This window comes from Pseudomonas nunensis (assembly GCF_024296925.1).
Lineage (GTDB): Bacteria > Pseudomonadota > Gammaproteobacteria > Pseudomonadales > Pseudomonadaceae > Aquipseudomonas > Aquipseudomonas nunensis.
The window spans coordinates 1219703-1241613 of record NZ_CP101125.1; the positions used below are offsets into that span (position 1 = coordinate 1219703).

Genomic DNA, 21911 nt, shown 5'->3' on the forward strand with positions numbered 1-21911 from the left:
TGTGATGACCTCATCGCGAGCAAGCTCGCTCCCACAGTTGATCTTCAGTGAGCGCAGTATTTGCGTAAGTCCAAGATCCCCTGTGGGAGCGAGCCTGCTCGCGAAAGCGATCTGACATTCACCGCCATCACAACGCCTGCCACCCCCCACCCAGCGCTTTGTACAGCGCAAAACTCGCTTGCAACCGCGACAGTTTCAGTTGCACATTCAAATCCTGCGCCGCGTACAGCGTGCGTTGTGTCTCCAACACGGTGAGCAAATCCTCGGCACCAGCCTGGTAGCGGCTTTGGGCGATGTTGAAGGCGGTTTGGGCCTGGCTCAGTTCTTCGCTTTGCCATTGGCGTTGTTCGTCGAGCCAGCGAATGCTGTTGAGGGCTTTTTCGACGTCGGCGAAACCGTTGATGATCGCGCCGCGATAGACCTCCAGCAGTTCTTGCTGACGTGCCGTAGCTTTGTCGCGCTCGGCACCGAGGCGGCCGTTGTTGAAGATCGGCGCGACCAAACCGGCGGTGAGGTTGTAGAACGGGCTTCGCAGAATATCGCTGGCGCTATTCGCCCCGGAGCCGAAGTTGGCACTGAGGGTGATGGAGGGCAGCATGGCGGCGCGGGCGACGGTGACGTCGGCCCGGGCGGCGGAGAGTTGTGCTTCGGCGCGGGCGATGTCCGGGCGGCGGCTCAGCAACTCGCTGGGCACGCCTGCACCAATCACGGGCCATTGCAGGTGATCGAAAGACTCATCGATCGGCGCCAATTCCTGCACTGGTCGGCCGAGGAGGGCGGCGAGGCTGATCAGCGCTTCGTCAGCCTGTTGCTGCACCGTCGGCAATTGCCGCTGTTGCGCCGCGACCAGGCTTTTCTGCTGGGCCAGTTCGAGGGCGGTGGCTGAGCCGGAGTCATAGCGGGTCTGCACCAGTTTCAACACACTCTGGGCATTCGCCAGATTGAGTTCGGCAATCCGCCGCTGCTCGCGCAGCGACAGGGTTTTCGTGTAGCTGTTGGCCACACCGCTGAGCACCGTCAGCTCCACCGTCGCCTGATCAAATTCACTGGCCTTGAGTCCGTACTGCGCACTGTCGCGGGACGCACGCTTGCCGCCCCAGAAATCGATCTCGTAACTGGCATTCAGGTTGGCATCAAAGTAATCCACCGCCTCGTTGCTGCTGTCCGCATCGAGCTGACTGTAGCCATTGCCGCGCAGCAGTTTCTGGCGGTTGGCATTCGCCCCGGCCTTGATCTCCGGCAACTGCGAGCCGCCGGCAATCACCGTCCCGGCCTGGGCCTGACGCACTCGGGCGACCGCCGCCGCGAGGTCGAAACTGCCGACCCGCGCCTGTTCGATCAGGCGATCCAATGGCGGGCTGCCGAATTGCGTCCACCATTGCGCATTGCTGCGCGCGGCGTTTTCGTTGTGCGGTGATTGCCACGCGGCGGGCGGTGCGAGGCCGCTGTCCGGGCGCGGGGCAGGGCTGCTGCAGGCGCTAAGCAACAGGCAGATAGTCAACAGGCTCAATGGCGGCTTCATAGATCGATCATTCACTGGTAAGGGCCGTGACCGGGTCGAGCCGGGCAGCTTTGCGGGCCGGCATGAAGCCGAAGACAACACCGGTAACAAGGGCGCAGCCGAAGGCGCCGAGCACCGCCATCAAGGAAAACGCGACGGCAACTTCGCTCAGCACCAACACGCCACCGACGATCAGCGCCAGGGCAATCCCGGCGAGGCCGCCGACCACCGAGAGCATCACCGCTTCGGTGAGGAACTGACGCAGGATGTCGCGCTGACGGGCGCCGGTGGCCATGCGGATACCAATCTCGCGGGTGCGTTCGCGCACGGTCATCAGCATGATGTTCATCACGCCGATCCCGCCCACCAGCAGCGAGATCGCGGCAATCGAGCCGAGCATCAGCGACAAGGTGTTCTGGGTCCGGGCTTCGGCCTGAATCATCGCCGCGTTGTTGGTCAATTCGAAATCCTGCTTGCCGCCGTGCAGGCGCAGCATCAATTGCTTGATCGCGGTTTCCGCTTCCTTGACCTTGCGCGCGTCCGCCGTGGCGATGGCCACGTATTCGGGATTGTGCGTGCCAAACAAACGCACGCTGGCCGCCGAATACGGGATGGCGATGCGATTGTCGCTGTCGGAGTCGCCGGAGCTGGCGCCTTTTTCCGCGAGCACGCCGACCACCTGGAACGGCACGTTTTCGATCAGGATGTACTGGCCGATCGGGTTGACCACGTCCTTGAGCAATTTGCTGCGCACCTTGTGCCCGATCACTGCCACCGCTGCGCCGGATTTTTCATCGGCGTCGGTGAAGTAACTGCCCTGGACCACCGGCCAGTTGAAGATCGCCGGGAAATTGGTGTCATTGCCGCCGACGTAGCTCAGGTGATCGACGTTGCCGAAACGCACCCCGGCCTCGGAGCCGTTGACCGGCATGATCCGCCGCACTTGCGGCAGGCTGGCCAGCGCGGCGACATCGTCGAGAGTGATGACGCCGGGCGGTGTCCGCGGGTTCGGCGCCGAGCCGCTGAGGTAAATAATGTTCGAACCGAATGCGCCCATCTGCGCCATGACCTGACGCTTGCTGCCTTCGCCGACCGCGAGCATCACCACCACCGACGCCACGCCGATGATGATCCCGAGCAAGGTCAGGGCGGTGCGGAACTTGTTGATCCACATCACCCGCCAGGCCGCGTGCACCGCATCCACCAGTTCGCCTTTCCAGGCACCGGTGGCCTCGGCGCCTTCGCTGAGGCGCTTGCGCAGGTCCACCGCTTGCAACGCGCCGGGATTGGCCGAGGCTTGCGCGGCGGGGTTGTCACGGGCGCTGTCGCTGATGATCAGGCCGTCGCGGATTTCGATGATGCGCTTGGCCCGCGCCGCCACTTCGCGGTCGTGGGTGATCAGGATCACCACGTGGCCCTGGCTCGCCAGCTCGTCGAGCAAGATCATGACCTCGGCGCCGCTGTGGCTGTCGAGGGCGCCGGTGGGTTCGTCGGCGAGGATAATGTGGCCGCCGTTCATCAAGGCGCGGGCAATCGACACCCGTTGCTGCTGGCCGCCGGAGAGTTGATGCGGGCGATTGCCAGTGCGCGTGGCCAGGCCGAGGCGGTCGAGCAGGGCGGCGGCGCGGGCGTGGCGTTCGGCGGCCGGTAAGCCTGCGTAGATCGCCGGCATCTCGACGTTTTCCTGGGCCGAGCCGGACGGGATCAGGTGATAGCCTTGGAACACAAAACCAAACGCTTCGCGACGCAGCCAGGCGAGTTCATCGCTGTCGAGTTGGGCGACGTTTTCCCCGGCGAAGCGGTATTCGCCCGAGGTCGGCCGGTCGAGGCAGCCGAGGATGTTCATCAGCGTCGATTTGCCCGAGCCGGAAGCGCCGACAATCGCCACGAACTCGCCGGCATGGATCGCCAGGTCGATGCCGCGCAACACATGGACTTCCGGGGCATCGCCGCCGCCGTAGGCTTTGCGGATGTCCTGCAGGTCGATCAGGGGCGTCTGCATTCAGCCGCCACTCCCGTCAGCCGGGCCGATCAACAGGTGATCGCCTTCTTCGAGGCCATCGAGGATCTGCACTTTCAGCCGGTCACTGATGCCGGTGCGCACCTCCCGTTGCTGGATCGCGCCGTTTTTCGCGACGACTTGCGCAGTCTGGCTGTCGGCCTGCGGGCCGCCCTGCAGCGCGGCAATCGGCGCGGTGAGGACGTTTTTCGCCTGGTCGGAGACGAAGAACACCTGAGTGGTCATTTCCGCCATCAAGGCATTGTCGGCGTTATCCACGTCGAGCAACACGGTGTACAGCACCACGCGCCCGGTGCCGCTTTTGCTCGAACTGGCGGGGCTGCCGCCACCCTGGCTGGTCTGGTCCAGCGGTTTGGGCGGGATCGGCAAGATCTGCCGCACCGTGCTGTTCCAGCGCCGGTTGCCGCCGCTGAGGGTGGTGAACCACGCGGTCATGCCGGGTTTGACGTGGCCGATGTCCGCTTCCGAGACCTCGGCCCACACCGTCATCGGCGACAGTTTGGCGATGCGAAGAATCAGCGGCGTCTGCTGCTGGGCGTTGAGGGTCTGGCCTTCACGGGCATCGAGGGCGACCACGGTTCCGTTCATCGGCGCATAAATGCGCGTGTAACCGAGTTCGGCCTGATCGCTGCGCAGGCTGGCCTGGGCCTGGCGAATCTGCGCCTGGAACATGTCCACGCGCGCCTGGGTGGCGCGCAATTCAGCCTGGGCGGTTTGCACGTCTTCGGCGCGGGTAGCGCCACCGGCCGCGAGGTTTTGCTGGCGCTGGAATTTCTGTCGGGCCAATTCGTGCTGGGCCTTTTGTTCCTCGAGCTGCGCCTTGAGGTTGTCGATGGAAAAACGCCCGGCGTCGAGTTTGGCCTGTTGGGTGGACGGATCGATTTCCACCAGCAGGTCGCCTTCCTTGACCACGTCGCCGACTTCCACATGGATCTTGTGGATCTGCCCCGACGCCTGGGCGCCGACATCCACATAACGTCGCGGTTGCAGGGTGCCCAGGGCCGTGACGCTGCTTTCGATGTCGCTGCGAGCGACTTGCACCGTGGCGAATTGATCGCGGCCAGGCGGGAGGATCTTCCAGGCCGCGACGGCCACGACGGGGATCAGACAAAGGGCTACAAGCAGGGCGCGTCGGGTGTGTCGGGGACGTTTCATGCAGGGTTCCGGCCAGAGAAAATCGGCCCGTCGCGCAACTGGCGCGCAAAAAGAGGCGACAGTCGAGCGCTGTCGGAGGGCCGACAGACACGGGGAGCTGTCCTGTAAACGAGGAATGCGGGGAGGAATTTAAGCGCGGACACACGGAGTTACAGGTGTAGATCAGGACTATTTATCGGGCAAATTGAAACAGCACTTTAAATCTATATGAGAATTACTATAAATTACGCGACTTAAATTGCCACCATCCTGCCACTGCCCATTCGGCGGTCGCGGAGCTGGCTCAAGGACAGGTCCCGCACCTCGTGCGGCCGGGAGTCATGTTGGAAAACTACTATCGCGAGCTGGTGTGTTTCCTGAACGCCAAGCTGGGCAACCGTCAGGTGGCCGAAGATGTGGTGCATGACGCTTATCTGCGGGTACTGGAGCGATCCAGCGACACGCCGATCGAGCAGCCCCGGGCATTCCTGTATCGCACCGCGCTAAACCTTGTGATCGACGACCATCGGCGCAATGCCCTGCGTCAGGTCGAATCCCTGGAAGTGCTCGACAACGAAGAGCGCTACTTCACCCCTTCGCCGCACACCAGCCTCGACCACGGCCAACGCCTGGCCATGCTCCAGCGCGCGTTGGCGGAATTGCCGAGGCTGTGCCGCGAGAGTTTCCTGCTGCGCAAGATCGACGGCCTGTCGCACCCGGAGATCGCTGAACACCTGGGGATTTCCCGGGCGCTGGTGGAGAAACACATCGTCAACGCGATGAAACATTGCCGGGTGCGCATCAAGCAATGGGACGCCCACTGATCCCTTCCGCTTAAATTTTTTTTCATTGTCCTCGTCCCTACTCAACAGACGATCTGCTGTCCTGCCTTAGGCCGGTCAGGTCACCCAGGTTTTATCCCCGCTGCTGAGGGGTTCATCCAGAGGACACTGGAAATGACACAGGCAATTGCATCGCCCATCGTTCACGACCTGATCGGCATCGGTTTCGGCCCTTCGAACCTGGCGCTGGCCATCGCTCTGCAAGAGCGCGCACCGAACCAGGGTGAGCTGGATGTTCTGTTTCTCGACAAGCAGGCCGACTACCGCTGGCACGGCAACACCCTGGTGACCCAGAGCGAGTTGCAGATTTCCTTCCTCAAGGACCTGGTGACCCTGCGCAACCCGACCAGCCCGTACTCGTTCGTCAACTACCTCAAGCATCACGGGCGCCTGGTGGACTTCATCAACCTTGGCACCTTCTACCCGTGCCGCATGGAGTACAACGACTACCTGCGCTGGGTTGCCGGGCAGTTCACCGAGCAGAGCCGCTACGGCGAAGAAGTGCTGACCATCGAGCCGGTGCTGCACAACCAGCAGGTCGAAGCGCTGCGCGTGATCTCCCGCGATACCCTGGGCCAGCAACACGTGCGCACCACCCGTTCGGTGGTGGTCAGCGCCGGCGGTACACCGCGCATTCCCGAAGCGTTCAAGGCGCTAAAGGATGACAGCCGCGTGTTCCACCATTCCCAGTACCTGGCGCAAATGGCCAAGCAGCCGTGCGTGAACAATCAACCGATGAGCATTGCGATCATTGGCGGCGGGCAGAGCGCCGCGGAAGCTTTCATCGACTTGAACGACAGCTTCCCGTCGGTGCAAGTGGACATGATCCTGCGCGGCTCGGCCCTGAAGCCGGCGGACGACAGCCCGTTCGTCAACGAAGTGTTCTCGCCGGAGTTCACCGACCTGGTGTTCCAGCAGGCCAGCAGTGAGCGCGAGCGTCTGGTCAACGAGTACCACAACACCAACTATTCGGTAGTGGACATCGACCTGATCGAACGCATCTACGGCATCTTCTATCGCCAGAAGGTTTCCGGGATTGCCCGCCATGCGTTCCGTACCCTGACCACCATTGAAAAAGCCACCGCCACCGAGCGCGGCATCGAACTGGCGGTGCGCAACAACGCCACCGGCGAAGTCACGCTTCGGCATTACGATGCCGTGGTCCTCGCCACCGGTTATGAGCGCCAGATGCACCGCAAATTGCTGGCACCGCTGGAGCAGTACCTGGGCGAGTTCGAGGTCGATCGCAATTACAAACTGATCACCGACGAGCGCTGCAAGGCCGGCATCTACATGCAGGGCTTCTGCCAGGCCAGCCACGGCTTGAGCGACACCTTGCTGTCGATCCTGCCGATCCGCGCCGATGAAATCGCCGGGTCGCTGTATGAACATGGCAAGTCGCGCGGGCATGGGCGGTCGGTGATGGATTTGTTGTTGGCGACCGCCAGTTAAGATTTTCTGCGCCTGATAGTCAGCCTTCGCGAGCAAGCCCGCTCCCACATTTGATCTGTGAACACAGGTCCATTGTGGGAGCGGGCTTGCTCGCGAAGGGGCCAAAAAGAACACTGAAAAACCTCGATCCTGAACCCTTCCTGAAGAACCCGCCGATTCCCCCGGCACACTCCCCAGCATCGTTTACTCTCCAGAAATCGGGGCGTAAGCTTCGCGCGTTTTCATCAATAGCGGAGACCCTCAGTGGGTACTTGTTCGAGTGACAGTAGTCGGCCGGTTTCGGTAACCGGCATTTTCTCGGCAAGCTAACGCGCAGCTTTTCTGTGCCGTTACCTTGCTGAAAAGCGAGTAGCGGCATCCCGATCGCGGCCAGTGGCGGCGCGATTCCCGACGTCCCTCTCATCGACGCTGAACCGTGCGTGATGTTCGACCTGCCTGTCGACATCGCGGCGACTCGACGCGCCTGCTCGACGGTTTCCCGGCTGACCCTGGGGGGCAACTGCCATGAACCTGACCTTGCTCAAAGAATTCTTCGCCGGATTCCTGCGCACCCGCCACATCGCCCGGCACTTCCGTCGCCTGGCGTTGCTGGAAAGCATCAACGACACCACGGTCAGCCGTGAAGTACCGCCGACGCTGGCGCAGACCCTGGTGTCGGCGGCCAACAGCGACACCGGCCTGTTGCTGGATAACCTCGGCAGTCACAGCGACGGTTTGAGCGAGGCCGAAGCCGACACTTTGCGCGAACAATTCGGCCTCAACGAAGTCGAGCACGAGCAGCCGCTGCCATGGTGGGTGCACCTGTGGCACTGCTACAAAAACCCGTTCAACCTGCTGCTGACCTTGTTGGCGGTGGTCTCCTGGTTCACGGAAGACATCAAGGCTGCCGTGGTGATTTTCTCCATGGTGGTGCTCTCGACCTTGCTGCGCTTCTGGCAGGAAGCCAAGTCGAACCAGGCGGCGGATGCGCTGAAGGCGATGGTGAGCAACACCGCGACCGTCATGCGCCAGGGCGCGCAGCGCATCGAACTGCCGATCAAGCAACTGGTGCCCGGCGACCTGATCGTGCTCTCGGCTGGCGACATGATTCCCGCCGATTGCCGGGTGCTCAGCGCAAAGGATCTGTTCGTCAGCCAGGCCGCGATGACCGGCGAATCGATGCCGGTGGAAAAATTCCCGCGCCAGCAGGACAGCGACACCAGCAACCCGCTGGACCTCGACAACATCCTGTTCATGGGCACCAACGTGGTCTCGGGTTCGGCCATCGCGGTGATTCTGACCACCGGCAACAGCACCTATTTCGGCGCCTTGGCTCAGCGAGTCAGCGCCACCGACCGGGCGCCGACCTCGTTTCAGAATGGGGTGAACAAAGTCAGCTGGTTGCTGATCCGCTTCATGTTCGTGATGGCGCCGCTGGTATTGTTCATCAACGGTTTCACCAAGGGTGACTGGATGCAGGCGCTGCTGTTCGCGCTGTCCATCGCTGTCGGCCTGACCCCTGAAATGCTGCCGATGATCGTCACCTCGACGTTGGCCAAGGGCGCGGTGTTCCTGTCGCGCAAGAAAGTCATCGTCAAGCGCCTGGACGCGATCCAGAACTTCGGCGCCATGGATGTGCTGTGCACCGACAAGACCGGCACCCTGACCCAAGACAAAATCTTCCTCGCCCGGCATGTGGACGTGTGGGGCGAAGAGTCCGACGACGTGCTGGAAATGGCCTATCTCAACAGCTACTACCAGACGGGCCTGAAAAACCTGCTGGACGTGGCGGTGCTGCAACACGTTGAAGTGCACCGTGAACTGGAAGTGGCCACGGCGTTCGCCAAGGTCGATGAAGTGCCGTTCGACTTCACCCGGCGCCGCATGTCGGTGGTGGTGGCCGAGCATGACCGGCCTTACCACGTGCTGGTGTGCAAAGGTGCGGTGGAAGAAATCCTTGCCGGTTGCACCCGTGTTCGCCACGGCGATAACGACGAGCCGCTGACCGATGAGCTGCTGGCGCGGATTCGCGAAGTGACCGCGTCCTTCAACGAGGAAGGCTTGCGGGTGGTGGCGGTGGCCGCGCGGCATACACCGAAGGATCAAGCGGTCTACAGCATCGCCGATGAGCAGCAAATGACCCTGATCGGCTACGTGGCATTCCTCGATCCGCCCAAGGAAAGCACCGCACCGGCCTTGCGCGCATTGGCCGCCCACGGCATCGCGGTGAAAGTGCTGACCGGCGACAACGAACTGGTGACGGCAAAGATCTGCCGCGAAGTCGGTCTGGAACAACAAGGCCTGCTGATGGGCAACGACGTCGAGCGCATGAGCGATGCCGAACTGGCCGTGGCGGTGGAGACCACCAACGTCTTCGCCAAACTGACGCCGTCGCACAAGGAACGCATCGTGCGTTTGCTCAAGGGCAACGGGCATGTGGTCGGGTTCATGGGCGACGGCATCAACGACGCCCCGGCACTGCGCGCGGCCGACATCGGTATTTCGGTGGACAGCGCGGTGGACATCGCCAAGGAAGCGGCCGATATCATCCTGCTGGAGAAGAGCCTGATGGTGCTGGAGGAGGGCGTGCTGGAAGGGCGCCGGACCTTCGCCAACATGCTCAAGTACATCAAGATGACCGCCAGTTCGAACTTCGGCAACGTGTTCTCGGTGCTGGTGGCCAGTGCGTTTATCCCGTTCCTGCCAATGCTGCCGATGCACCTGCTGGTGCAGAACCTGCTGTATGACATTTCGCAGATTGCCATCCCGTTCGATAACGTCGATGCCGAGATGCTGAAGAAACCCCAACGCTGGCAACCGGCGGATGTTGGGCGCTTCATGTTGTTCTTCGGCCCGATCAGCTCGATCTTCGACATCACCACGTTTGCCTTGATGTGGTACGTGTTCGACGCCAACACCCCGGACCACCAGACCCTGTTCCAGTCCGGCTGGTTCGTGGTGGGGTTGCTGACCCAGACGCTGATCGTGCACATGATCCGCACGCCGAAGATTCCATTCCTGCAAAGCCGCGCGGCCATGCCGCTGATGGTCATGACCGGGATCATCATGGCGGTCGGGATCTTCCTGCCGATGGGACCGCTGGCGCATTACTTCAAATTGCAGGCGCTGCCGTCGCTGTACTTCGTGTTCCTGCCGCTGATTCTGCTGGCGTACATGGGGCTGACGCAGGCGGTGAAAGGGTTCTATATCCGCCGGTTTGGCTGGCAATAAACCGCTTGAGGGGGCAAACACCAGTGGCGAGGAGGCTTGTTGTGGTGAGGGGGCTTGCTGTGGCGAGGGGGCTTGCCCCCGTTGGGGCGCGAAGCGGCCCCCCTGCAATCTGCCAGATACACCGAGTTGCCTGGATTTACGACTGCTTCGCAGCCGAACGGGGGCAAGCCCCCTCGCCACAGGGATCGCATGCCCTGGCGACCATTCGTCGGCACTGTCAGATCTGACAGGTAGTTTTACCTGTCGACCCATGCAAAAGTCATTGCGCAGCCGTTGCGACTGCCCCGAGCCAGCACCGGGGTAGACGTTGGGCAATCATGTCTTTTGCACAGGGAGTTGCCATGAAGTCAGCGCTGATTGTGGACGATCATCCGGTGGTACGGGCCGCAGTCAAAATTGTTCTTGAAAAGGAGGGCTTCAAACAGATCGACGAGGTGTCCAGCGGCAGCGAGGTCATGGCCATGCTTCGCGAACATGCCCCCAATCTGCTGGTGCTCGACCTGGTCATGCCCGGTCTCGATGGGCTGGAAGTGCTGGAGCGCATCAGGCTCAGTGAGTTCTCCTGTCGGGTGCTGATCTTTACGTCCCTGGAGCCGCTGTTTTTTCAAGAGCGTTGCATGCGGGCCGGCGCCTTGGCCTATGTCTCGAAAACCAACGATCTGAGCCAATTGCACAAAGCGATCCATGCGGTCATGGCCGGCTATACCTATTTCAGCCGATTGCCCTCGTCGTCCCTGGACATGCTGCAAAGCAGTGAAAAGCAGATGATCGACTCACTCTCCAATCGCGAATTGGCTATATGCCGACACTTGGCGAACGGTATGAGTAACAAGGCAATCGCCGAGCTCATGAACCTGAGCCACAAAACCGTCAGCACTTACAAGACGCGCCTGATCGAAAAACTCGGGGTGCATTCGGCGGTGCACTTGCGTGATTTCTGCAAACGCAACCAGCTGATCTGAATGGACCAGACCGTGCGCGCCTGCCTGATCGTGCTGATGTTGTTCACTGCGCTGCAAACCCCCGCGGTGATGGCGGACGAACCGCAAACCCTGGACCTGCTCGGACGCTCGACCGTCGACGGATACGACGTCCAACTCGACGAAACGGATTGGCAATGGCTGCGCAACAAACGCGTGTTGCGCCTCGGTGTGTCGGGGCCGGACTACCCGCCCTTCGAGGTGACGCGCAATCACGCTGAACTGGAGGGCCTCACCGCCGACTACGCCGATCTGCTCGCGCAACTGCTGCACGTCAAGGTCGAGGTCTTGCGTTACGCCACGCGCGAGGCGGCCATGCAGGCGCTCAAACTTGATGGGCTGGACCTGCTTGGGACGTCGAACAATTTCGAGGTGGCCGATCCCGACCTGATCAGGTCCCGCGCCTATGCCGAGGACCAGCCGATGCTGGTCACTCGACTGGACGAGCGCCTGCCCGACGATCTGGCCGGCAAGCGCATTGCCATGGTTGACGATTACCTACGGGCTTCCAGTGTCGAGGCGTTCTATCCCGAGGCACGGCTGCACCAGTATGCCTCGACACTCGAAGCCCTCGGCGCCGTAGCGTTTGGCCAGGACGATGTGTATCTGGGCGACTTCATCAGTGCCAATTACCTGATCAACAATAACTACCTCAACAACGTTCACCTGAGTGGGCCATCCGGCCTGGACGCCAATCCGTTCGGCTTTGCGCTGGCCCGTAGCAATACGCGCCTGTCGGGCATCGTCGATCGCGCGCTGGCGGCGATTCCCATGGATCAGCGCGCGGCCATCGAGCAGCGCTGGAGTGCCGGCCGGGCCAACCTTTCCGGTCAGCAGAGCGTGCGCTTGAGCGCCGCTGAACAGCGTTGGCTGGCGCGGCATCCGACGCTCACCGTGGGCGTCGTCGAGGATTTCGCGCCGCTGACGTTTTTCGATGCAAAGGGACGCTTCAGCGGACTGACGGCGCAGTTGCTGAACCTGATCAGCCAGCGCAGCGGCTTGAATTTCAGGGCGCTGCGCAGCCGCTCACTGGATCAACAGATCCAGCAACTCAAGGCCGGTGAAATTGACCTGGTACCCGCGATTATTCCCAGCGCCGAACGCGAGGCCGAGTTGCGTTTCACCCGCGCCTACCTGAGCAATCCGTTCGTGCTGGTCAGTGCTACCACGGCGGGCAGCCCGAAAACCCTGGACGACCTGGCGGGCAAGCGTCTGGCGATCAATCACAGTCATCCTTTGCGCGAGTTTATTCTGGCGCGGGCAGCGGGTGTCCGGCTGGTGGATGTGCAAAGTCCGGCGCAAGGTCTGGAGGCCGTGGTGAAAGGGCAGGCTGATGCGGCGCTCAGTTCATTGATCCTGACCCGTCACCTGATTGTCCGGCACTACCGCGACCGATTGCAGATCAATAGCACCGTGGGCAATGAACCGGCGCTCATCACCCTGGCCACCGACCTTGGCGCGGTGGAATTGCAGTCGATCCTGAACAAGGCGTTGCTGAGCATTTCGCCCCAGGAGATGGACGAATTGGTGGCGCGCTGGAGCAATGACATGATGGTCGATGACAGCTATTGGCAGCGTCATCGGCAAGCCATCCTGCAAGGCTTCGCCGCTGCTGCGGCCTTGCTGTTGCTGGCGCTGGGCTGGATCGCCTGGCAGCGCCGGCAGATTTCCCAGCGTCAGCGCTGGCTCCAGCAATTGCAGGACGCCAAGGACGTCGCCGATGATGCCAACCGGGCGAAAACCACCTTTCTGGCGACCATGAGCCATGAAATTCGCACGCCAATGAACGCCTTGATCGGCATGCTCGAACTGGCCCTGAAACGCTCGGAAGAGGGCGTCACTGATCGGTTTGCGATTGAAGTGGCGTCCAGTTCCGCGCAGCAATTGCTGGTGTTGATCGGCGATATCCTCGACATCGCCCGCATCGAGTCCGGGCATTTATCGTTGGCGCCGGAGCGCGCCAATTTGCGAGAGCTGACGGAATCGGTGTGTCGGGTTTTTGAAGGTCTGGCGCGCCAGAAGGCACTTGATTGGCGGGTTGAACTGGACGCGCACAGCGACCGCTATGTGTTGATCGATCCATTGCGCTTCAAACAAGTCCTGTCGAATCTGTTGAGTAACGCAATCAAGTTCACCGAAGCCGGCGAGGTCAGCCTGAGCTTGCACTTGGAGCCTGGCGTGTCCGGGCATCTGCGGGTGAGCGTGATGATCGAGGACAGTGGCATCGGCATTAGCGTCGCCGACCAGCAGCGGCTGTTCAGTCCATTCGTCCAGGCGGGCAACAACCCGCAATCCGGCCGTCACGGTTCGGGGTTGGGGTTAGTGATCAGCCGCTCGTTGTGCGAAATGATGGGTGGGCGGTTGCAGCTTCACAGTGAGCTCGGTCGGGGCACGCGGGTCGAGGTCAGTCTGGAGGTGCCCGTGCTGCAAGCGTTGCAGTCCAGCGTAGCGCCGCCGGGCGAACTGCCGTTGCCGATCCGCGCGTTGACGATTCTGGTGGTCGACGACTACCCGGCCAATCGCCTGTTGCTGTCGCGTCAGCTGAGTTATCTGGGGCATCGCGTATTGGTGGCCAAGGATGGCGGGCAGGGGTTGGAGCAGTGGCGAGAACAGACGCCCGATGTGCTGATCACGGACTGCAACATGCCGGTGCTCAGTGGTTATGAACTGGCGATGGCGATTCGTGATGAGGAGCGGACTCAAGGGTTGCCGGCGACGTTGATCCTGGGGTTCACCGCCAATGCCCAACCCGAGGAAAAGCTGCGCTGCCTCGAAGCGGGGATGGACGATTGCCTGTTCAAACCGATACGCCTGGGAGACCTGAGTGCCTGGTTGGCAGCAAGGTTTGCTGACGAATCACACCCGGAAGAACCACCGCAGGCCGATATCGATTTGAGTGGCCTGGAATGCTACGTCGGCAGCGACCGCAGCTTGATTGATCGTCTGGTGCAGGAGCTGGCGCTGACCAACCGTGAGGATCGCCAACGATTGTTGCTGGCGCACGCGGCGGATAATCGCCAGGACCTCCGGGACTTGGCGCACCGCATCAAGGGCGGTGCGCGCATGGTTCGGGCGGTGCGGCTGATCGAGTGTTGCGAGCAACTGGAACAGGCGTGTGCCGAAGGTCGCGGGGCGCAGATCGACGTCGCCGTCGAGCAGTTGCAGCAGACCATGACGCGCCTGGACCAGAGCCTCGGGCCGCGCTGACGATCAATCCCAGTGCGGGGCGATGCCTTTAGGGCTGGTCAAGCGTTGGCCGCGATCCAGGCCGGCGATCAACGCCATGTCGGCATCGCTCAAGGTCAGCGCAACGGCGTGCAGGTTGCTTTCCAGGTTGGCGCGTTTGGTCGATGAAGGAATCACCGCATATCCTAATTGCATGGCCCAGGCCAGGGTGACTTGAGCCGGTGTCGCATTCAGGCGTTCGGCGATCTGCTGGATCACCGGGTCCTTCAACACTTCGCCGTAGGCCAGGGTCATGTAGGAGGTGATCTGGATGCCCTGGCTCTGAGCGAACTCGACGACTTTGCGGTTTTGCAGGTACGGGTGCAGTTCGATCTGGTTGGTGGCGATGTTCTCGGCACCGAAGGCGGCGATCGCCTGTTGCATCAGGTCGACGGTGAAGTTCGATACGCCGATCTGGCGGGTCAGGCCCATGTTCTTGGCTTCGAGCAGGGCGCCCATGAATTCTTCCACCGGCACCTGGTTTTCCGGGGATGGCCAGTGGATCAGCGTCAGGTCCAGGTAGTCAGTCTGCAAGCTGCGCAGGCTCTGCTTGAGGCTGTCGATCAGGCGATCCTTGGCGAAATTCGCGACCCAGATCTTGCTGGTGATGAACAGCTCTTCGCGGGGAATGCCGCTGGCGGCGATGGCCTGGCCGACGTCGGCTTCGTTTTCGTAGATCTGCGCGGTGTCGATGACCCGGTAGCCGAGTTCAAGGCCGGTGCTCACCGAATCGATGACCACTTGGCCTTGCAGACGAAACGTACCAAGACCGAATGCGGGAATAGACATTGATGACTCCAGGGTTGCAGTGGGAATGGACACGAGTATCCGCGCCGGCATCCTTGAGAAAAACCGCTGGTGGGGCAAAGCAATGTTTACCGAAAGTCATGAATGGGGGCAGGTGGGTGAGGTTGTGGGTGTCTGGTCTGGCCCCTTCGCGAGCAAGCCCGCTCCCACCCTGAATCTGTGGCGTTCACAAATCCCCTGTGGGAGCGGGCTTGCTCGCGAAGGCCGCACCACGGTTCCAAATCTTACCCCCGCGCCTCAAGAATCATGCAAGTCGTCGATCCGGTCGCATACAACCGCCCATCCACATCATAAATCCGCCCCTCGGCCAACGCCGTCGAGCGCCCCAGGTGCACAATCTTGCCCTCGGCGCGTACCGGGCCGCTGGCGCCGGTCAACGCCCGGACATAACTGATGCGCAGATCCAGCGTCGTGTAGCCCTGGCCTTTCTTCAATTGCGTGTGAATCGCACAGCCCATGCACGAGTCCAGCAAGGTCGCCGCATAGCCGCCATGCACACTGCCCAGCGGGTTGTAATGCCGCGAATCCGGGGTGCCCTGGAAGATGAACAGCCCGGCCGACCATTCGATCGGGATGAAATCCATCAGCGTGCCAATTGGCGGCGAGGGCAGTTCACCGTTGCCGACGCCTTCGAAAAACTCCGTGGGCGACAGCGCGCTGACTTCGGCCATCGACAGGCTGCCGGGGCCGGCGAGGCGGGCGCGCATCGCCTGTTCCTGAGCGATCCATTGGGCGAGGGTGGCTTCACGGGTAGGACTTTGCATGGTCAATTCCTCGGACAGATATTACGGCTGTAATTTTCATCGATATTATGTCCGAAATAAAAACCTTGCCAGTCCTCGTTTGCCGGGATCGTTCTACTGGTGGGACGCTGAGACTGGTTGTTGCTGTCTAGTACAGAATTGATATCAGATTTAAGCTGGGTTCATGCTTTACCCAACTATTTCGGAGGCGCGATGAAAAACATCATCGGTATTTACACCAGTCCACGGGCGCATTGGGTCGGCGACGGTTTTCCGGTTCGCACGCTGTTTTCCTACGACACGATGGGCAAACACATCAGCCCGTTTTTGCTGCTGGATCACGCCGGGCCCGCTGAATTCACTCCAACCACCGAGCAGCGTGGCGTTGGCCAGCATCCACATCGCGGTTTTGAAACCGTGACCATCGTCTACGACGGCGAAGTGCAACACCGGGACTCCAGCGGTGGTGGCGGCACGATCGGGCCGGGCGATGTGCAATGGATGACCGCCGCCTCGGGGATCATCCATGAGGAGTTTCATTCCGACGCTTTCGCCAAAACCGGTGGCACCCTGGAAATGGTGCAGCTGTGGGTCAACCTGCCCGCCAAGGACAAAATGGCCGACGCCGGTTACCAGACGATCCTCGATCGCGACATCCCGAACATCCCGCTCAAGGACGATGCGGGCAGCCTGCGCCTGATCGCCGGGGAGTTCGACGGGCATACCGGCCCATCGCGCACCTTCACGCCGATTGATGTCTGGGACCTGCGCCTCAACGCCGGCAAATTGCTGACGCTGGACTTGCACGAAGGTCGCAACACCGCGCTGGTGGTGCTGCGCGGCACGGTGCAGATCAATGGCCTGGAATTGGTGCGGCAAGGGCAGTTGGCGTTGTTCGAACGCGACGGCCACCAACTCAGCCTGGAAGCCAATAACGACGCGGTGGTGTTGCTGCTCAGCGGCGAGCCGATTGACGAGCCCATCGTCGGCCACGGCCCGTTTGTGATGAACAGCGAGCAGGAAATCCACCAGGCGTTTGCCGATTACCAGTCGGGGCGGTTTGGGCGGATGAGCCACTAAAACCCGCCACACCGCAATAACCCTGTGGGAGCGGGCTTGCTCGCGAAGAGGGCGTGTCAGTCACTATCAATGTCGACTGGCACGCCACCTTCGCGAGCAAGCCCGCTCCCACAGTTGTTTGCTGTGTTCTCAGGACCGCAAATCCTCCTACACTGTGCCCAATCCGTGCGATCTTCGCGCCATTGGTCCTTGCTGGAGTTGCTTGATGCTGTCACTGCTCACCGATCACCCGCTGCTCGTCGCGCTGGCCTTGATCCTGATCGATCTGGGGCTGTGGCGTTTGATCAGCACCAACGGCAGCAACTGGAAACTGGTGGTGCGGCTGGTGATTTTTGCGTTGTTCAGCGTCCTGCTGTTCAACGAAGGCCTGAACCCGCTGGAGCCCGCGCCCTGGGCCGACAATGTGCCGCTGCACTTGGCCGCCACCGGTTTGCAGATCGGCTGGTGGCTGTTCGGTGCACGGACCCTGACGGTGCTGATCGGCGCCGTGATGATGCAACGGGTCGGGCACACCGGACGTTTGCTCCAGGATCTGCTCGGCGCGGTGATTTTCCTGATCGCGATCATCGCGGCCATGGCCTACGTGCTCGACCTGCCGGTCAAAGGCGTCCTCGCCACCTCCGGCGCGGTGGCGATCATCGTCGGCCTGGCGCTGCAAAGTACCCTCAGCGACGTGTTCTCCGGCATCGTCCTCAACACCACCAAGCCTTATCAAATCGATGACTGGATCTCCATCGACGGCACCGAAGGCCGGGTCACAGACATCGACTGGCGTGCCACGCGCATGCAAACCGCCCAAGGCAGCCTGGCGGTGATTCCCAACTCCCTGGCGGCCAAGGCCAAGATCATCAACTTCAGTCGGCCGAGCGACATGTTCGGCGTGTCCATCTGCCTGCAACTGAGCCCACATGCACGGCCAAACACCGTGGTCGAAGCCCTGGAGCGGGCGATGCAGGGCTGCCGTCTGCTGCTCGATCACCCGGCACCGAATGTCGCCCTGAAAAGCTCCAGCAGCGCCGGGGTCGAATACGAAATCAGCGGGTTTGTCGCCTCGATGGACCAGAAGCGCACCGTGCGCAATCTGCTGTTCGACCTGGCGTATCGGCACTTGCAGGCGTCCGGCATCAATCTGCTGTCGAGTGTGGAGCCCAACCCGCCGAGCAACGTGTCCCGGCCGAGGGCGCTGCTGGAAAGCTCGGCGATTTTCTCGACCCTGCGCCAGGAAGAGAAAGAAACCTTCAGCCAGAACATGACCCTGCAAACCTTCCGCGCCGGCGAGACGATCCTGGCGGCGGGGGAGGTCAGCGATCACTTGTTCATCATCGAGTCCGGGGTGATTTCGGTGACTCTGATGCGGCACGGCACGCCGTTCGAATCCGGGCGCATGGGGCCGGGCGAGGTTATTGGCGAGGCTGGCATTCTGTCCGATACCTCGGTGCCCGCCGCGTTTACCGCCAAGACATTCTGTGCCCTGTACCGCATTGAAAAGGCTTACCTGAAACCTTGCCTGGACGCACGTCACGACATCAACGATGCGATGAAAGCCTTGCTGGATTTCCGTTTGCACAAGGCGCGGACGTTGACCCAGGACGAACCGGTGGTGGTGCCGAAGAAGGGGTTTTTGCAGTGGTTGCGTAATCGGGCGTGAATGGCCTCCTCGACTTCCCGAATATTGGCTATTTGTCCCAGGCGTGGGCGGGATTAACGTAGCTCCACACCCACTTGTGATGGAGCCCACCATGAAACCTCGTATCGATTTCTACACTGCTTCCCCAGACGCGCTCAAAGCCATGATCGCCCTGGAAACCGCTGTCTCGAAACTGCCGCTGGAAAAGAACCTGATCGAACTGGTCAAGCTGCGCACTTCGCAAATCAACGGCTGCGCGTTCTGCCTCGATATGCACAGCGCCGATGCCCGCAAGGGCGGTGAAGATGAGCGTCGCCTGGCCACCTTGTCGGCCTGGCGCGAAACGCCGTTCTTCACCCCGCGTGAACGTGCGGCGATGGCCTGGACCGAATCCCTGACCCTGATCAGCCAGACCCACGCTTCGGACGAAGACTATGAATTGGCTGTCTCTGAGTTCAGCCCCAAGGAAATGGTCGACCTGACCGTCGCCATCACCACCATCAACGCCTGGAACCGCCTGGCGATTGGCTTCCGCAAAATGCCTCAAGCCTGATCAGTGAGCGTCTGCTGACGGCGCGGCCGGTGGTTGCACCTTGCGCATCAAGGGCACCATCGCCGTGGCGATGATGAAGCAGACCATGATCATCAAAAATGCGTCGCCGTAGGTTTGTGTCTGGGCTTCGCGGTATGTCAGCAACCACAGCTGATGCAGGCTGGCGGTGACCCCCGCGTCACCGCTTTGGCCAAGGGCGGCGAAGTTATTGCCGACCTGGGACAGCCACTGGTTGAGCGCTTCGTTGGTGCTGTTCAAGTGCTCCGCCAACCGCGTGAAGTGCAGGTTGGTGCGGTCGTTGAGGATGGTGGCGCACGCCGCAATACCAATCGCACCGCCGAGATTGCGCATCAGGTTGAACAACCCCGAAGCATGTTTGAGCCGCGACGGCGCCAGGCCACCCAAGGTCAGGGTTACCGCTGGCGGCACTGCCAGTTGCTGCGCAATCCCGCGCAAGGCTTGCGGCAGCATCAATTCCCGGGCGCCCCAGTCATGGGTGATCGGGCTGAAATCCCACATCGACAACGCGAACAGCCCCAGGCCGGTCATCATGATCCAGCGCAGATCGACGCGATTGGCCAGAAAGGCGTACAGCGGAATCGCCATGATCTGGAACACCCCGGTGGAAAAAACCGCCAGGCCAATGTCCAGCGCGCTGTAGCCACGCACCCGGCCGAGAAACAGCGGCGTCAGGTAAATCGTGGCGAACAGGCCGATCCCGGTGACGAATGAAAAGAAGCAACCGAGGGCGAAGTTGCGGTCCTTCAAGGCGCGCAAATCAACAATTGGATTGGCCACGTGCAGGGTTCGTCCGATGAAGGCCAACCCGGCGAGGCCGCTGATCCACGCAGTTGTCAGGATGGTGCTGTCGCTGAACCAGTTCCAGCGCGGGCCTTCTTCGAGGGTGTATTCCAGGCAGCCGAGAAACAGCGCCATAAACACCATGCTGAGGTAGTCGGCGCCCTTGAGCAGCGAGAGTTCCGGCTGGTCGATCTTGACCAGCATCGGCACTGCCACGGCGACAAAAATCCCCGGCACCAGGTTGATGTAGAACAGCCAGTGCCAGGACGACACGTCAGTGATGAAACCACCGATCACCGGGCCCAATGTCGGCGCCAGTGAAGCCACCGCACCGATGGTCGCGGCGGCGATCACCCGTTGTTTGCCGGTGAAGAAAAAGAACGCGGTGGTGAACACCAGCGGGATCATCGAGCCGCCGAGAAACCCTTGCAGGGCGCGGAAAGCGATCATGCTCTGGATGTTCCAGGCCACACCGCAGAGCAGGCTGGCCAGGGTGAAACCGACCGCCGAGGCGCAGAACAGCCAACGGGTCGAGAACACTCGGGACAACCAGCCGGACAACGGAATTACGATGATTTCAGCGATCAGGTAACTGGTCTGCACCCATGCGGTTTCGTCGGTGCCGGCGGAGAGCCCGCCGCCGATGTCGCGCAACGAAGCGGAGACAATCTGAATATCCAGCAGCGCAATGAACATGCCGATGCACATGCTGGCGAAGGCGAAGACTTTGGTCGCCGTCGCCATCGTGGCGGCATTGAACGGTTGCGCGGGGGCGGCGACGGTGCTCATGGTGCGCTGGCCACAGCTGGGGTTTTATCCTCGTCGCGGGTGTCGACTTCAGCGGTCACCGACAGGCCTGGACGCAGATGACCGAGCACACCATCCGCTGGATCAAGCACGATGCGCACCGGCACGCGCTGGACGATTTTGGTGAAGTTACCCGTGGCGTTTTCCGGTGGTAACACGCTGAACTGCGCGCCACTGGCCGGGGCGAGGCTGTCGAGATGACCGTGGAAAACCTGGCCAGAGAGCACGTCGGCACGGATGATCACGCGCTGGCCGGAGGTCATCCGCGCCAATTGGTCTTCCTTGAAATTGGCATCGACCCACAGTCCGCTCGACGGCACCACCGACAACAGTTGTGAACCGGCCTGGGCATAAGCGCCAACCCGCGCCCGGCGATTACCGACCACGCCGTCCACCGGCGCCTTGAGTTCGGTGTAGCCGACGTTCAGTTGCGCCAGATCCCGTTCGGCCTTGGCTTGCATCAACGCGGCGCGGGCCTGTTGTTTCTGGGTTTCGATCACGTCCAGCTGACGCTGGGAAGCGAGCAACTCTGCCTGGGCCCGGGCGCTGATCGCCTGTGCGGTCTTGAAGGTGGCGTTGGCGCGCTGCGCACTTTCCACCGAGACCGCGTTGCTGCCGACCAGTTTTTTGTAGCGCGCATCGTCATCCCGCGAACGAGCGGTTTCGGCGCCCGCCGCATCGATCCCGGCGCGGGCCTGGCCGATTACCGCGTGTTGCAATTGTTCGGTGGCATTAAGGTTGGCGAGCAGGGCCTCTTCGGCAGCGACCGCGCCTTCAGCCTTGGCCAGGTTGGCGCGGTAGTCGCGCGAATCCAGGCGGACCAGCACGTCGCCGGCCTTCACCTTCTGGTTGTCGGTGACCAGCACTTCTTCGATATAACCCGCGACTTTCGGCCCGATCACCGTGACGTCGCCGCCAATGTAGGCATCGTCGGTTTCCTCAAGGAATCGCCCGGCCGTCCACCAGTGGGCGCCGTACAACCCGAGGCCGATCAGTGCCGCGATGGCCACGGTCAGCAGAAGCAAACGTTTGAGCACGGGCGGCTTGGTGGTGGTCACCGGGACAGCCAGGTCGGGTTCAACGGTGGGCATGCTGGTCATGGGGAAATACCTGTGAAGAGCGAGTCGTT

General features: G+C 61.6%; 15 protein-coding genes. 8 read left to right on the forward strand and 7 right to left on the reverse strand.

Going from position 1 to position 21911, the window contains the following annotated elements:
* Positions 1-127: 127 nt before the first annotated feature.
* The 3 genes from NK667_RS05480 to NK667_RS05490 are packed head-to-tail and all read right to left on the reverse strand — an operon-like array spanning position 128 to position 4676.
* A complete protein-coding gene (locus NK667_RS05480; protein ID WP_054617346.1) occupies positions 128-1522 on the reverse strand; it encodes an efflux transporter outer membrane subunit in 1395 nt (464 codons plus the stop codon).
* A 7-nt stretch (positions 1523-1529) separates the two neighbouring features.
* On the reverse strand, positions 1530-3503 hold the full coding sequence (locus NK667_RS05485; protein ID WP_054617345.1) for a MacB family efflux pump subunit: 1974 nt from the start codon (positions 3501-3503) through the stop codon (positions 1530-1532).
* Positions 3504-4676 carry an efflux RND transporter periplasmic adaptor subunit gene (locus tag NK667_RS05490; protein ID WP_054617344.1) on the reverse strand — a complete coding sequence of 391 codons (1173 nt, stop codon included), beginning with the start codon at positions 4674-4676 and terminating at the stop codon, positions 3504-3506. It abuts the gene before it with no gap.
* Positions 4677-4996: 320 nt separating this feature from the next.
* Here NK667_RS05490 and NK667_RS05495 point away from each other — a divergent pair, with 320 nt between their 5' ends.
* The 5 genes from NK667_RS05495 (at position 4997) to NK667_RS05515 (ending at position 14346) form a co-directional block, all read left to right on the forward strand.
* Entirely contained in the window at positions 4997-5479 is a 483-nt protein-coding gene (locus NK667_RS05495) for a sigma-70 family RNA polymerase sigma factor (protein ID WP_054051507.1), read from the forward strand.
* 132 nt (positions 5480-5611) lie between these two features.
* A complete protein-coding gene (locus tag NK667_RS05500; protein WP_054617343.1) occupies positions 5612-6949 on the forward strand; it encodes a lysine N(6)-hydroxylase/L-ornithine N(5)-oxygenase family protein in 1338 nt (445 codons plus the stop codon).
* A 504-nt stretch (positions 6950-7453) separates the two neighbouring features.
* Positions 7454-10159, forward strand: coding sequence for a magnesium-translocating P-type ATPase (gene mgtA, locus NK667_RS05505; RefSeq protein ID WP_054051511.1), 2706 nt, complete (start codon positions 7454-7456; stop codon positions 10157-10159).
* Between the two features lie 341 nt (positions 10160-10500).
* Entirely contained in the window at positions 10501-11121 is a 621-nt protein-coding gene (locus NK667_RS05510; RefSeq protein ID WP_054617342.1) for a response regulator transcription factor, read from the forward strand.
* Positions 11122-14346 carry an ATP-binding protein gene (locus NK667_RS05515; protein ID WP_054617341.1) on the forward strand — a complete coding sequence of 1075 codons (3225 nt, stop codon included), beginning with the start codon at positions 11122-11124 and terminating at the stop codon, positions 14344-14346.
* A gap of 3 nt (positions 14347-14349) precedes the next feature.
* Here NK667_RS05515 and dkgB read toward each other — a convergent pair whose 3' ends face one another.
* Both dkgB and NK667_RS05525 read right to left on the reverse strand, forming a co-directional pair.
* Positions 14350-15153 carry a 2,5-didehydrogluconate reductase DkgB gene (dkgB, locus tag NK667_RS05520; RefSeq protein WP_054617340.1) on the reverse strand — a complete coding sequence of 268 codons (804 nt, stop codon included), beginning with the start codon at positions 15151-15153 and terminating at the stop codon, positions 14350-14352.
* 242 nt (positions 15154-15395) lie between these two features.
* On the reverse strand, positions 15396-15935 hold the full coding sequence (locus tag NK667_RS05525; RefSeq protein WP_054051519.1) for a PaaI family thioesterase: 540 nt from the start codon (positions 15933-15935) through the stop codon (positions 15396-15398).
* Positions 15936-16127: 192 nt separating this feature from the next.
* Between NK667_RS05525 and NK667_RS05530 the strand changes: the two genes are divergently transcribed.
* The 3 genes from NK667_RS05530 to NK667_RS05540 all read left to right on the forward strand — a co-directional run bounded on the left by NK667_RS05530 (position 16128) and on the right by NK667_RS05540 (position 19174).
* Positions 16128-16994, forward strand: coding sequence for a pirin family protein (locus NK667_RS05530; protein ID WP_054617339.1), 867 nt, complete (start codon positions 16128-16130; stop codon positions 16992-16994).
* 205 nt (positions 16995-17199) lie between these two features.
* On the forward strand, positions 17200-18642 hold the full coding sequence (locus NK667_RS05535; RefSeq protein ID WP_054617338.1) for a mechanosensitive ion channel family protein: 1443 nt from the start codon (positions 17200-17202) through the stop codon (positions 18640-18642).
* Positions 18643-18733: 91 nt separating this feature from the next.
* A complete protein-coding gene (locus NK667_RS05540) occupies positions 18734-19174 on the forward strand; it encodes a carboxymuconolactone decarboxylase family protein (protein WP_054051525.1) in 441 nt (146 codons plus the stop codon).
* On the opposite strand, the gene NK667_RS05545 is transcribed toward NK667_RS05540, so the two are convergent.
* Together NK667_RS05545 and NK667_RS05550 are read right to left on the reverse strand one after the other, a co-directional pair.
* Positions 19175-20764 (reverse strand): DHA2 family efflux MFS transporter permease subunit, encoded by a 1590-nt coding sequence (locus NK667_RS05545; RefSeq protein ID WP_054617337.1) that lies wholly within the window; start codon positions 20762-20764, stop codon positions 19175-19177. It abuts the gene before it with no gap.
* Complete coding sequence (locus NK667_RS05550; RefSeq protein ID WP_054051528.1) at positions 20761-21882, reverse strand: HlyD family secretion protein; 1122 nt, start codon at positions 21880-21882, stop codon at positions 20761-20763. The genes NK667_RS05545 and NK667_RS05550 overlap by 4 nt, the downstream gene beginning before the upstream one ends.
* Positions 21883-21911 lie beyond the last annotated feature (29 nt).